The organism is Sporomusa intestinalis, assembly GCF_055383785.1.
The window spans coordinates 2,682,680-2,697,826 of record NZ_AP042390.1 but is presented as its reverse complement, the minus strand read 5'-3'; the positions used below and the strand labels follow the sequence as shown (position 1 = coordinate 2,697,826).

Sequence of the window (15,147 nt, the reverse complement as noted above, 5' to 3'; positions counted from 1 at the left end):
TATGGGAATAACTAGGTTTAAGGTTTAATAGAAATCCTTAACCGAACCTATTAGAACCTATTATATAATGCGGGAGAGTAGGGCAAATGAATTTGGGTGTGGAGCAAATCATTATGATAATAGCAGCAGGGGTTACTTTATTACTGCTGCTTTTCGCTGTTGAATGGCAATATTTTTCGGACTGGATCGTCATTTTTTTGTTCAAATGTCTGCTTGATTTCGCCTGGGGGAGCCCGGTCGTTGAATTAAAGCTTGTGGAATATCCAATACGACTGTTGTCCCATTATTACGATACCAGCCTGTTATTTGAACTATGGGTGTTCCCGGTACTATGCATATTATACAATCAAGTCACCCGCGAGCGGGGATTCTGGCCGATTATTGGTTATGCCGTATTGTTCAGCGCAGGCATAACCGCCATAGAATATCCGCTCGAATTATATACCAACCTCATCAGGTATATAGACTGGAACTGGTTTACCACACTGTATACGTTAACGATTGCATTTTTATTGTCTAGATCCTTTATTGCCTTCTTCCGGTGGGGTTGCGGTTATTTCGGCCACAAGCATTGAGCGTGAGCCCATAACAGAAGCAGGCCGCAAGGTTGCAAGCAGCCAATACTAAACTTAACCGGGATACAAGCACAGCATCCGCCTGAGGTATTATGCTCCTAATACCTCAGGTATTTTTTTGCCGCATAGCCTTTGTTTAACGCTTACCTGCTGTCGAATAGAGGCGGACGGCTGGCAACAGCCGATGACAGGACCACAGTTTTGTCGCCTGAGGGGTACCTCATTCCCAGTCAAAATAGTAAGAAAAATCACTCGAATGAGGGATTTACTGGATTTTCAGCCTGCGCTATACTAAGGTAGGGTTCTCGTTATCACCCATTTCTTTACAATTTATTCTAGAAATTACCGTTATTTAGGTAAAATTATTTATTTTTTGCATCGATATGTCTGTCTGTATTCTACAAAAGTTCTCATGTATTGTTATCAGTGCAGGGCAACTATAATTTCAAAAAGGGGGACAAACAGGTCAATACTTTGCCGTAAGCAGCAGCGGCCGCGCAGGTTAACAACAGCATAATCCAGGGGAGAGGTGCCCTTAAGGGCTTAATAGGGAAGTTTGGTGCAAAGCCAACACGGTCCCGCCACTGTAACGGGGAGTAACCCACAAGACGCCACTGAGCAATTGTTTTGGGAAGGCGTGGGGAACAATGAACCGGAGTCAGGAGAACTGCCTGTCCAGCAATCACCATTTTTACCTGCGAGCGACAGGGAGGAGATTACGCGAAGCCCCAAAGCGACCCAGCGGCAACGTACCCACTCCCACAGGGAGTTTTTTTATTGCCGTAAGGAACCTCCTCGCTCGGCAGCCTAGCCGGTCGAAACCGGCCACGCCGCCACGGCTGCTGCCTTGCGGCGGAAAGTAAAGAACCTTTGTTAATGGAGAGATAATTATGAAAAACACGGAAAAGATTTTGGTCACAAAACATTTCCACCCTGGTCAAAAGCTGAGTCTGGCCTTAGCAGTGGCAATATCTCTGGGGCTGAGTGTTCAGCCGGCAGAAGCCGAGGAAATTCTAGTGGCCGATAATCCGGAGTTTACCCTGGCCGGGGTTACGGTTGAAGCCAAAAGGCCTGACTGGGAAAGCAAATTATCGCCGGGTTCAGTCACGGTTATCCGCCCTGATGACTATAAAGGCGAGCAGAAAACCCTGCCTGATTTACTGAAAACAGTCCCTGGCGTTCACGTTCGCGAGGTGAACGGCAAAGGACAATATACTACAGTCAGTATTCGCGGGTCAACCGCGGCTCAGGTCGGTGTTTTTATCGATGGTGTGCTTACCAATCTCGGCGGCGATGCGGCTGTGGATATTTCGACAATACCGGTCAGAAACGTGGAACGGATTGAGGTATACCGCGGCTATATTCCCAGCCGGTTTGGCGGTACTTACATGGGCGGTGTCATCAATATTGTTACTAAACGGCCTGCCAAAGCCAATGTGGCGGCCGAGGCGGGACGTGCCGCTTACGGCGGCGCCGCCTATTCCCTGCAGGTCGATGCGCCCTTGGGCAGCGGCAGCTTAATGGTGGGGTTGAACCGGGAGCAAAGCGACGGTAACTTTAAATATAAGAACTATGCGGCCCAACGCAATCTCCCCTATGCCGTTACAATGCGGGACGGCCTGCAGACGGACATCAATAATTTTAACACTGAGATGATTGACCAGGCAGGCCAGTGGTATCATGTCGGCCTAACCGAAGCCGAGAAGGAAAGCTTTAAAGAAAATACCGGGCAATGGCTGGACTTTGTCCGGGATGATACGGCTGGACAGGATAATTTCTACAGCCGGTCCTACCAGGGAAACTATGCGGTGGCGCCGGGGAAAAATGCGGTAAGCCTCTGGTCTGCTATCAAGGATATGGAAAAATGGCAGGAAAAGTTTTCTAATCCGGCTGATTTTAAAAAATTCTTTGAAAGCGCCGATACAGCCGCCAAAGATGCGGTCTATCATGATTATGCCCGGGCTGAAGCGGAATACGCGGTAAATAAAGCCGACCCGGATACGAATCCTGCGATGGCTAATAAGAGTAAAGAGTTAGCGGAATGGAAACAGAAAATACAACTGTTGAAAGATGATGAACGGCACCGCCGGTACAATGATTTCAAAAATACCGATGCGCTGATCAAGTGGCAGGATGACAACTGGATGATCAAAGGCAGCTGGAAAAAAATCGACCGGCACCTGCCGGATAGTTTGTGGGTCGAAGGTACCGGTACTGCGGTGCAGATTGGCAGTTATGTAGACGCCAAGGATGTCTACTATGCGGAAAGCCGGCGACAGGTGATTGATTCCCGGGAGTTATTAGTGCAGCGGCGGGATACGGCCGAGAAGCTGGAATGGGGCTGGATGCTCGACTACCTGCAGCAGGATAAGAAATACAATACGGAAAAGGCCTACGATTTGGACACCTCGCCCAACTGGAAAACGCCAATGCGGTTATGGAGCAACTATAATTCAGACAAATACAATGCGCAGGTGGACGGCAGCTATGAATTGACAGACCGGCAGCTGCTTGAGTTTCAGATAAATTTCTCCAGTGAAAAAATGAAGGTTCGCGGTTCCGGCATGGATGAATACTCCCAAGATGACACAGGCCAGGCAGTAGATGCCCTGTTGGCCAGATTCCGTAATTATTACAAACAGGAACTGCTGAATGCCCAAATCCAGGACACCTTTACCATCGACAAACAAGAGACGTTATGGCTGACGGCAAGCGGCCGCTACAATCAATCCCGGATTATAGGGCGCAGCACCCGTATGCAGAAAGAAGATGCGCATCAATGGTTCGGCAAAGAGGATGAGCAAACTGACGGCAAGGCTACCTGGCAACTGGCGGTGAAAAAGCAGTTTGCCGACAATTTTACCATGCGTATGACCGGCGGCACCTATTACCGGTTATTGAACCTGTATGAAATTGCCGGCGACGGGGCCGGCATCCTGCCGCCGCCGCGGGGGGCCAACGCGAGCGGAACCGCTTTCCCCCTGCCGGAAGAGGGCAAACAGTTTGATATCAGCGCCTTGTTTACCGGCACAATGCTCAAGGCCGATGCCAACCTGACAGCGACCTATTTTTGGCGGGATTCGGATAATATGCTGCAGCTGGCGCGCCGGGGACTGGATTACTGGTCCTACTTTAATGACAATCGCGGCAAAGCCCGCGGTGTGGAATTGCAGACCGGCCTGAACTGGGAAAAGCTTTCTTTCGACCTGCAGGCTACCTATACCAAAGTCCAGTTGCAAAGGCGCAACAGCACATTTGCCGATTACGGCGAAATCGGTCCCTGGCGTGACGTCTGGCCGCCTTATGCGCCGGAATGGGAAGGCTCAGCCCGTCTGACCTACCATCCCACCGGCCGGCTGGCCATATTCGGCGAAATCAAATATGTTGGTGAATATTTCACCGATTATGAGAAAGACAAGCGCGGCGGCCAAGCTTCCTATCTGTCCGGCAAACCGGTGGCTTCACTGACTACAGTGGCTGCCGGGATTAAATGGAAACCAAATACAACCCTGCAGGTAACCCTGGGCTGTAATGATATTTTTAATAAAGGTCCGAAAATGAAGATTTACAGTCCGCTGCTTGCTGCTGTTGATGGTTTTATTAATCCGGAATTTCCCATTCAGGGCAGGACTTATTATGCCACAGTACGTTATGAATTCTAATCGATAACAAGGATAAATTGAAAGGAGTGTCAAGCCAATGGTACGTCGTCATAAAAAACGCTATACCAAAAAAAATTTAGCGGCGGCAGTTGTATTAAGCTGCCTGCTCAGCACCAGCCAGGCCCTGGGGGCGGAGCTGGCCGCCGTAGTGCCATCAGACTTTCATAACAGCCAGGTTGGGACCTTAAGCGGTTCCAGAGTCACCGCTTATATTGATCCGGCTTCGGCCACAATGAAAATTGATGAGCTCAACCGGGACCCCTCCGTGTTCACCATCAATCACAATGGCAAAAGCCAGGTGCTGTTGCGTCAGTATACTTACAGCACAACCGATTTGAAGGCAATTAATATCATCAATCCGGTCAGTGCGAATTGGACCGATTATGTAAGTACCGGCGAAATGAAAAGCGTGCCTAATATCCATGCAGCCGCGACTTATGGTGATTTTCTCTATACTACGGACTATGACCTTGGCAATATAGCCATTGCCGGCTTAGGCAAAGCCACCTTAAGTGAAGGCGAGCATTATAGTCTAAAGGAGGATGCGGCCAAAGTAACCGGCATCGCTTATGATGATAAAGCCACTTTTCATGGCGAAGGGCTGGTAATTAAAGATAACTATCTCTATGCCATCACCAGTGTAAACCTTGACGGTGGCTATGATAACTATGACAATGGCTATTTGCTGCAATATGAAATCAAAAAGGACGGCAGCCTTGTTGCCGTAGATGCGCAGCGCATCGGTAAAAACACTTTTAATATTCATGCTTTTAACGATACGTTATTTACCTGCTCCTCCGGCGGCTATCAGCAAATGGGCTTTCCCAATGAAGAAACAGCCATTCATGCGGTGAACATTAATAACGGCAGTCTGGCTGCGTCCCGCAAGCTTAGTATTCCCCCAGGCGTAAAAGGCGAATACCGGGATATGGCGATTACTAATGATGGTACGGCCTACGTTTTTGGCGGCTACTATGATGCGAGTTATGGCGGCATTATCGGCAATGTTTATAAAACAACCGTAACCAATCTGCTGGCAGATAAGCCTGTGGCCTGGGAAAAAGTGATCGAAATAAACGATTGGCCCGGGTTCAACTGGGACATAGAAGTGGAGTCCAATCCGCGGCGGCTCTGGTTCCTGGCCGGCAACAAGCTGCAAATCTACCAGGACGGCAGCACCAAGCCTTTGGAGTTCGCTGCTGCCGATTTTGCGACAAAAGCAGGCCTTAATCAGTTTAATTCCTGGGGTTTGGCCTTTATTACCCCTGACACCGTGGCCGCAGGCAACAGCAAGACCGTCACGCTGCAAGTGGGCGAGGGCTTAACCTCACCGGCGGCAACAATCGCCAAAACCATTCTGTTGCCGGCGGCGGATGCCGCGGCCAATGGCACTAACGGGATCAGCGGCGCACCGGACTATACGACCCGGATTATGGGGCTGCAGCAATACAATAATGGTACCGGCCTGGAATACACGGATACGGAATATCTAACAAAAGACATTACCACCGATTTCCAAAACTATAGGTTTAGCCAGGATACCATGCTCGGGTTAAGTCCCGGCGCCGCCGGCGATTACAAAACCAATATCCTGGCAGCGGTCTTTGCCCGTTATGGCCAGGATATCACGGTAGATGCGGGCCGCCATGCTTTAACGCTGAATGTGGAGAATCATGCCGGCAATCCTACCGGCATTTATGCCGGCAACGGCAAAAATGTCACGCTCAATGCGGGGCAGCTCAATATTAATACCGCCACTTACGCTAACGGCGAAATGGTGACCAACGCCATCTGGAATGACGCTGCCAAAGATATGGCCAGCACGATTACCGTCAATGCCCCGGTCCATATTACCATGGCCGGCGGCCAGGGCGGCAACGGTATTGCCGTTGACAAAAAAGACCGCTGGGGGGAAGCCAGCGCGGAAGCCACCGCCAAGTCCAAAATTATCATCAATGGCGATGTGACGATCGCCGGCACGGACGGCAGCTGGGGCGTACCCTTACATGCAAAGAATGTATATTCCCGTTTTAACTCGGCCGGCTTATACACGTCTGTCAACAACAGTGAGATTGATGTGAACGGCAAGGTAGACCTTACCGTTTACGGCAATGGTATCGCCACTGTGGCCCAGGACAGTAAAATAACGGTGGACGGCGGGCATATCGCCGTGCCGGCCGGTAAAAATTACGGTTATTATACGCTGGCCGCTTATCTGGGAACTATTAATATGAATACAGGCGATGCCGGCAACCTTCCAGGTACAGAAGATGTACGGCTGGACGGTGATATTTTCACGCTTACAACCGGGGCCGTCAATGTTGGCCTGACTACGGCAAACTCTTATTTAAAAGGCCTGGTGGATAACGGCGGCGCTGTGACTATGTGGCTGCAAAACGGCGCCACCTGGACGGACAAGGCGCAAAACACCCGTTATGCCGATGATAATGAGGATATTGGTGCTAATGGCGCCAGCCGTATTACCAGCTTATATGGCGGCGGCAGCAGTGACAGCAGAGGCGTGATCTTCCCGGAAAATGACAAAGGCATCACCATTGACAACTATACCGGCAACCTGCTGGCTATTTATGAGCATGACCCGTCTGATCCGGTACAAATCAAGGGCGGCGGTATAACAATTACCGCGGCGGCGCAAACCAACGGGCAAAATGCGGTTATGACCCTGCGGACAGATAATGCCGGCATCAATACGGCCGACACCGCTGTGGTAAGCAATGTCCTCAACGCGTTAGCCGGCAAATTGACCTATACCAATTATAAAAACGGGGAACGGTATCTGGACGGCAAGGTGGAAATCGCCGAAGGGCTGACGGCCCAGTCGGCGGCGCAATACACCGGCGCGATCGCTTTTGACGGCGCAAGCGGCCAGGGCAGCTACAGCGGCGGCACAGCACCGGAGCCGCCGGGGCCGAAAACGGAATTCACCTCCGCCATTACCGGCGGGACTGATAAGGAATATGCGGAAGCGGGCGTAAAAGACGGCAGCCGTTACACCTTTGCCAAGGATACGGTTATTACGGTCAGCAATAACGCCATCCAGGCCGGGTACAAAGCCGACTTTGCCGTTGATGCCAAGGGACATACACTGACAGCCGTAGTTAACGGCACCAATGCGATAAATGGCATCAATCTGAATGGCAGCCAGGCCAATGTCAGCGTGGAGGCGGATAAGCTGATTATCCGCGTCAGCAATGACAGCAAAGGCTTTATCGACAAAACATACGGGATCTGGCAGAGCGGCGACCAGGGCCGCTTCAGCGTTTCCGGCCTGACAGAGATCAGCACCAGTACCGGCGGCCTCAGCTATGGGGTGTATGCGACCAGAGGCGAGGTGCAGCTGGCCGGAGCGCATGTGACGACTGATGAACAGGCCGCCGACAGCCGCAGCCTGCTGGCGGAAGGGGACAGCCGCATTGCGGTGAATGTGAAGGACGGGCAGGCCGGCGCTAGTGAAGTGCAGATAAAAGGCAATATGTACACTACCGCGGCAACATCCGATTACAGCAGCAAAACAGCGGTTATTGACCTGGCGCTGACAACAGACCAGTCTTTTTTCCGCGGCCTGAGCGCCTATCAGTATGCGGATAACAGTGATGAATGGGAAACAGACATCCGCGATCACGGCACTGTGAACCTGTGGCTGCAGAATGGGGCCGTATGGACCAATGAGCAGTACGGCCAAACCGCCGCTATGACCGGTTTTACCGGGAGCTATGTGACTAAACTGGCCGGCGGCACCGCTGCGGAGCATAGCGGTATTATTTATCAGCAAGACAACCGGTCGCTCCATATTGATCAGTACAGCGGCCATGCGACGGTGCTGTACCATCATGACGCCGACTCGCCCGCAACCATCCTGGGGGGCGCGGTAAAGATCGGCAGGGCCGATGCCGGCTCGGCCATCACACTGCGCACAGACTATGACGACCGGATGAATACGGACGGCGTGCAGAAAAACGTGCTGCAGGCCCTGGCTCAGAAACTGTACTACCAGGCCTATACCGGCGGCGAGCAGAACCTGACAGGCACGGTGGAAATTGCCGAAGGGTTGACAGCCCAGTCGGCGGCGAAATACACCGGCGCGGTGGCCTTTGACGGCGCGAGCGGCCAAGGCAGCTATAGCGGCGGGACAGTACCGGAGCCGCCGGCCGAGCAGACGACAACTGAATTTACCGCAACGCTCACCGGCGTGACAGGCCAGGACAGTGAATATACAGCAGGCGGCGTGCTCAAGGACAATGCCTATGCCTTCACCAAGGACAGCACTATTACTGTTGATGACGGTGACGCCACGGCCGACAGCATCGGTTATTACCAAGCAGTCGCCGGTATCCTGGGCAGCGGCAATGACATTACGGTCAATGGGGCTGACAGAACGCTGGCAATCACAGCTGCCAATACGGACAGCGCCAACCAGGCGATTGGCCTCTATTCGAACAGGAACCTCAACCTGACGGCGCAAGACCTGCGCATTGCCAGTACCTCTGCCGGCCAGACGGCCAACGGGATTTTCCTCCACGACGGCGGCCAGGCCGATATTACCGGCAATGTCCATATTCAGGCCCGCCACACCGGTGACGGGTCGGCAACCGGGATTTATCTGTATAACAACGGTGCCAAATTAACGATTCACGGCGACCTGACGATGAAAGGAAACGGTACCGGTGATGATGCCTACGGTATTCTCTCCGCCAAGAAGGGGGGCTATGGCACGCCTTCCTGGCAGGCAAAGGGCATCAGCATCTATGATACGACCGGGGCCGAGCTGCTCGTTACCGGCAGTACGGACATTGCCGTCAAAGGCACCGGCGTAGATATGCGGGGCAGCAAGAACAACAGGGTCACCCTTGGCGGCGGCAGCATCATCACACCGGCGAGCACCGCAGATACCTTCAAGGCGTTAAGCATTGCCGCCGGCACCTTCAACATGGGCATGAATGACAACGGTACCGATGCGAACGGGAAAGACGTGACCGTAACAGGCGAAATCTATGTACTGGAAAACGGCGCGGTAAACCTGGGCCTGGGCAGCGCCGGCTCGGCCTTTACCGGCGTGGCCGACAACAGCAGCGGCACGGTCAATCTGTACCTTAAGAATGGCGGCACCTGGACCAATCAGGCAACCGCCAACCTGCCTGTTTTTGACGGCAGCCGCATCAACCGCCTGACAGGCGGCAGCTTCAGCGATTCCCGGCAGGGGTATATCTATCAGCAGGACAGCCGTGATATCACCATTGATCAGTACAGCGGCTATACCAGCATCTGGTACGACCATGAAGCCGCAAACCCGCTGGCGATCAAAGGCGGCGCTATCCGGATCACCAGTGCGGCGCCAGGGTCACAGATCACGCTGCGGACCGATAACGGCGGGTTGAATACCGCTTCGACGGCAGCGGCGGATAAGAACAAGGTCAGCGACACCCTGAATGCCCTGGCGAACAAGCTTTACTACACCAGCCACCAAACAGAAGGACAGCTGACAGGGAAGGTGGAAATTGCCGAAGGGCTCACGGCCCAGTCGGCGAGCCGGACGGAAACCATCACCTACCAGGAGGGCGGCCAGGGGCAGTATGAATTTACTCCGGCGGTGGACGCACCGGAAGCAGGACCTGTCACCAAGAGCACCGTGCTGACAGAAGACCGTCTGGCCGAAGCAACGGAAAAAAATGTCCAGGGACCGACCAGTAGCCTGCTTGTCAGCGCTCTGTACAGCGAAGCCAATACCGCGAGAAACAATCCGATGGTGGTCGATCTCAACGGCTACAACCTGACATTAGCCACCGGGGGCGACGAGGCTATCCTGGCCAGCCTTTATACCGGAACAAACCAGTATATTGACATCAAAAATGACCAGGCCGACAAAAAGCTGATCATCCATGCCGCCCATAACAATGATACCCGCGCCGCAAACGGAATCTATGTCAGCGGCAATGCCCATCTGTCCATTGCCGGCCCGGTTGAGATCGACGGTATATATACCAAAGGCGACAGCGTCGCGGGGATCAATATTCAGGGTGCCGGCAGCGCCGGCGGCGGCGCCGGCAGCGAGGTTATCATCAACGGGCCGCTTACGATCAAAAATATCACCGCCGAACGGGGCCGCGGCAATGGCATCAATGCCGCCGGCATCAGGGTGACGGCCGACGCCGCCAAAGTGATTGTCAATGATACGGTGGACATCACCGGCATTAAGGGCAGCGGCCTGCATACCGTTGGCGCCGATACGGAAATTTCCATAGGCGGCGGCATCATTGCGGCGGCCGCGGATACGGAGCATGCCAAGCAGTACTATGCGGTCCGGGCCGACAAAGGTACTGTTAACATCAACATGGACGGGGACAAGGCCGGGACGCGGACGGCCCAGCTGACCGGTGACCTCTATGTAACCCGTGAATACGGCCAGAAAGTGGTGGAATACAGCGGCGGGCAGCTGATTGACTTTGATAACAAGGGCGTCCTGAATGTGGCCCTTACGGACCAGGATTCTTTCTGGACCGGTGCGGCCACCTATGTGGCTGACCGGAGTGATTACGGCACAGGCGGTTTTACGGCCCGCGATGCGGGAACCTTCAATCTGTATCTGCAGAACGGCGCCGTGTGGACAAATGAAGTGCAGTCCGGGACCTCGGATCAGCTGAACACGTTCCAGGGAAGCCATTTGGCCCGCCTGGCGGGCGGTGCTGCTGCCGGCGGGCAGGGGTATATCTATCAGCAGGACAGCCGGGATATTACTATTGATCAGTACAGCGGCTATACCAGCATCTGGTACGACCATGAGGCCGCAAATCCGCTGGCTATCAAGGGTGGCGCTATCCGGATCACCAGTGCTGAGGAAGGGGCGCAGATCACGCTGCGGACCGATAACGGCGGCCTGAATACGGCTTCGACGGCGGCGGCGGATAAGAACAAGGTCAGCGACACCCTGAATGCCCTGGCCAACAAGCTTTATTACACCGGCCACCTGACAGAGGGACAGCTGACAGGCAAGGTGGAGATTGCCGAGGGGCTCACGGCCCAGTCGGCGAGCCGGACGGAAACCATCACCTACAACGAGGACGGTCAGGGACGGTATGCGTTTACCCCGGCTGTTGACATCCCGGACGAGCAGAACAAAACAGAATTTACTACCGCCATTACCGGGATGCCGGCAGCAGATACGGAATATATTGAGGCTGGCGTCCTGAAGGACGGCCGGTATGTCTTCACCAAAGAGAGCACGGCCATTACCACCGGCAAGCACCTGATCGCCGGCGGCCCGTGGCTGGGGCAGCTCAGTGCGGCCATCGCCGGCAGTACCGGCACCGGCAGCCCGGTTCATATGGACCTAAACGGCCAGGCCCTGACAGTCGGCACCACCACCGATACATCCACAACAGGGATTGCGGCAATCGGCAACGAAGGCCGGGTGGAGCTCCACGATGCCGGCGCGGTTACCGTCCGGGCGGAAAGCACCAAGGGCGGCCAGGCGGCTGCGCTCTTTGTCAACGGCGGCGGGGAGATTGCCATCCATAACGGCGGGGACAACGCCGATCAGAAAATACTTACCCTGCGGGCCGATACGACCACCAAAGCCAACGGGGCGGTCGTCAAATCCATGAACGGAGCCGCCGGTGTAGAATCGAAAATTACGATTGACGGGCTGGTAGATGTACTGGCGGACGGTGACATGAGTGATGGCCAGGGGGCCAATGAAGCGGTGAGCGCCGTGGCTTCCACGATCCAGATCGGCGGCGGTACGATTCGCGCGGTCAACGGCGCAGCCTGGGCCATCCGCGCCTACGGCGAGTTCGTGAGCCAGAACACGGGAACCGTGGCCGTGAACGTGGTGAAGGACAGCGGCGGGAATATAACAGGCGCCGGCAACAACCGGACAGTCATTGAAGGCGACTTCAGTACGGCCGGCGGCATGGGGACGAAGGGACTCATTAACATCGGCCTTGGTACGGCGGATTCCTCCTGGACCGGGAACTATACGACCAGCGGCGGCCAGGTCAATGTATTTATGAAGGACGGCGCGTCCTGGACCGGCTACAATACAGGGACGAACTTCGCGCTGAATATGCAAAGCGGAGCGTTGTGGAGGAATACCGGCAAAAGTACGATCAGCAGCCTGACAGGCAGTACCGGCGGCAGCAACGCCAGCATTGACATGACGGCCGGCTCGGCCGGCGACGTTACCATTGGCAGCTACAGCGGCAATACCCTGGCGCTCTATGCCCATAACGCCGATAATCCTGCCGATATCCTGGGCGGCAGCATCACTGTCACGGCGGCGGAAACACAAAACGGCGCCAATGCCGTTATGACACTGCGCACCGATAATACAGGTATCAATACAGCGGACGAAGACGCCGTCACTGCCGTTTTGACTGCGTTGGCCGGCAAGCTGACCTATACTAATTATACCCAGGGTGAGCGCAATCTGACCGGCTACGTACAGATTGCCGAAGGCCTAACCGCGCAGTCGGCGGCCAGGCAGACCGGCGATATCGCCTTCAGTGACACCGACGGCACCGGCAGCCTTAAGGAAGATTCACTGCAGCCCGGCTATACGTATCCGGATGAGCAGTCCAAAGAAACCTTTACCAGCGCGATTACCGGCAATGGGCAAACCGATAAGGAGTATCAGCGCAACGGCGTCCTGCAGGCCAGCGGCATTTACAAGTTTACCAAACCGCAAACCGCAATTACCCTGGAAGCGGCCGGTGAAGCGGCCATTGTGGCCAAAGACAACGCCATTGCCGTCGAAATGGGCAAAAACAAACTGATTATAAACAACAGCTATGCGGCGGCAGATACGACGGTCAGCGGCATGGCCGCCGATCAGGGCCACAACATTGTGGTCGATAATGCCGGCGCCATCACAGTAACCGCGCATAACAGCGACGGCGGCGCGGCCGGCTTGTACGCCAACGGCGCCAGCAGCCGCATTACCATCAATAACGATAACGGGGCAGCCAATGCGCTAACCGTTACCGGCAGTGCCAAAGATAACCAATATGCGGGGATTAAAGCAGCTGACGGCGGCAGCATCACCGTAAACGGCCTGGTTGCTATTACTGCTAATGAAGCGATCAGCGCCGACTCCGGTTTTATTGCCATCGGCGGCGGTACGCTAGCGTCCGGCCAGGGCACCGCCATCCGCGCCGCCGGCAGCAGCTTGGTCAGCATCAATGTTACCGGCAGTGGTGAGGACCTGCAGACCGCAGGCAACACAGTTGTCATCAACGGCGATATCTCCCTGCAGAATAATGCGCTGCTCAAAGCCCCCGCTGCCACCGGCGCCGGCACGGTTAACCTGGGACTGTCCGGGCCAGCCTCCGCCTGGACCGGCGCGGCTGACCAGCAAAACGGCATAATTAACCTGCTGCTGGCCAAAGGCGCAACCTGGACCAACCAAACTGCCAACAGCAGTCTCACCGGCAGCAGCATCAGCAAACTGGTTGGCGGCGACAGCGACGGTAACCGGGGCGTCATTATCCAGAAAGATAATAACAATCTTACCATTGGCAGCTACAGCGGCTATACCCTTGCCGTATACGGCCATGAGGCCGGCGACCCGGCTAAGATCATTGGCGGCGCAATTACCATTGGCGCGGCCGAAAAGACGAACGGCAATAATGCCGGCATAACCTTGCGGGTCGATAATGGCGGCATTGATACCACTGATCGTGCAGCAGTCGAAAATGTACTGGCTGCTTTGGCAAACAAGCTGAACTACACAAATTACACCGAACAAAAACTGAACGGTTCTGTGGAAATTGCCGAAGGGCTGACTGCAGCCGGGGTTGCCAAACGCGGCACTATCCTCTTTGCCGACAGCAGCAGCGGCAGCCTGCAGGAGGGATCCATTGTCACGCCGGGGCAGTCTACTGATCCGGAAATCGTCTACGGCGCCAAAGAAACAGCGATGATGCGCGGCGCGAAAACGGCCATGACCTCCTCCATACTGGCCTGGCGGACCGAAAACAGCGATTTGGGCGAACGCCTCGGTGATTTGCGCAAAACCGCGGCTGATGATGGGATTTGGGCCCGCGTATACGGTGGCGAAAATAAATACGGCAAGGATAATACCCATTACAGCAACAACTTCAAAACAGTGCAGATCGGTTATGACCGGCCGGCCGGCAACAGCGGCTGGCAGGTAGGCGGCGCTGTCAGCTACATGGATGGTGACAGTAAGTATGAACTGGGCGGCCGCGGCGATAACGAAGCCTACAGCCTGGCGCTGTACGGAACCTGGCTGGGCGGCGGCGGGCAATATCTGGACCTGGTTATGAAAGGGAGCAAGCTGAAGAACGATTATACCGTTTATAACGATATGGGCCATAAACTGCAAGGCGACTATGATAACTGGGGCACTTCGCTCAGTGTGGAATACGGCCGCAAAATCAACCGCAATAACGGCTTCTATGTTGAACCGCAGGCTCAGTTAACCTATGCGCGCCTGAATTCCGCCGGGTACAATGCGCACAGCGATTTTGGCGGCGGCAAGGACATGCGTGTGGAACAAGGCAGCATGAACAGCCTGATAGGGCGCCTGGGCATAGGCATCGGCCGAGAGCTCAGCCACGGCAGGCTATATGCGAAAGCAGCGCTGGCCCACGAATTCTGCGGCAACATGACGACTGTCTTTGCGGCGGTAAATGAACCGACAAGCAGTGTCTCTCAGGACTTTGGCGATACCTGGTGGGAGTTCAATGTCGGCGGCAGCCGGATGCTGAGCAGCAATACTTATTTGTATGCCGATGTCACGAAAACAGTCGGCGGGGACATTGATGTCAACTGGAAAGCTAATGCCGGTCTGCGCTGGCTGTTCTAACAGTTATATTCGCTGACTCTATTCAGCGGGGTAGGGTCAGCGCTGCCCGGTAGGGCAATAGGAAAGG

General features: G+C 54.7%; 3 protein-coding genes and 1 riboswitch. All 3 genes read left to right on the top strand.

The window, feature by feature from the left end:
- Nucleotides 1–86: 86 nt before the first annotated feature.
- The 3 genes from ACZ481_RS12575 (at nucleotide 87) to ACZ481_RS12565 (ending at nucleotide 15,080) form a co-directional block, all read left to right on the top strand.
- Nucleotides 87–575: a CBO0543 family protein gene (locus ACZ481_RS12575; protein WP_464770477.1), complete on the top strand. Its 489-nt coding sequence runs from the start codon at nucleotides 87–89 to the stop codon at nucleotides 573–575.
- Nucleotides 576–1,085: 510 nt separating this feature from the next.
- Nucleotides 1,086–1,264: riboswitch (cobalamin riboswitch) on the top strand.
- Between the two features lie 201 nt (nucleotides 1,265–1,465).
- Nucleotides 1,466–4,237: a TonB-dependent receptor gene (locus ACZ481_RS12570; protein ID WP_464770476.1), complete on the top strand. Its 2,772-nt coding sequence runs from the start codon at nucleotides 1,466–1,468 to the stop codon at nucleotides 4,235–4,237.
- Between the two features lie 37 nt (nucleotides 4,238–4,274).
- Nucleotides 4,275–15,080 (top strand): hypothetical protein, encoded by a 10,806-nt coding sequence (locus ACZ481_RS12565; protein ID WP_464770475.1) that lies wholly within the window; start codon nucleotides 4,275–4,277, stop codon nucleotides 15,078–15,080.
- The last annotated feature ends 67 nt before the right edge of the window (nucleotides 15,081–15,147 follow it).

Excerpts from the sequence above, each read along its gene's own strand:
- ACZ481_RS12575 (WP_464770477.1), top strand. The coding sequence starts at position 87 with ATGAATTTGGGTGTGGAGCAAATCATTATGATAATAGCAGCAGGGGTT.
- ACZ481_RS12570 (WP_464770476.1), top strand. The coding sequence starts at position 1,466 with ATGAAAAACACGGAAAAGATTTTGGTCACAAAACATTTCCACCCTGGT.
- ACZ481_RS12565 (WP_464770475.1), top strand. The coding sequence starts at position 4,275 with ATGGTACGTCGTCATAAAAAACGCTATACCAAAAAAAATTTAGCGGCG.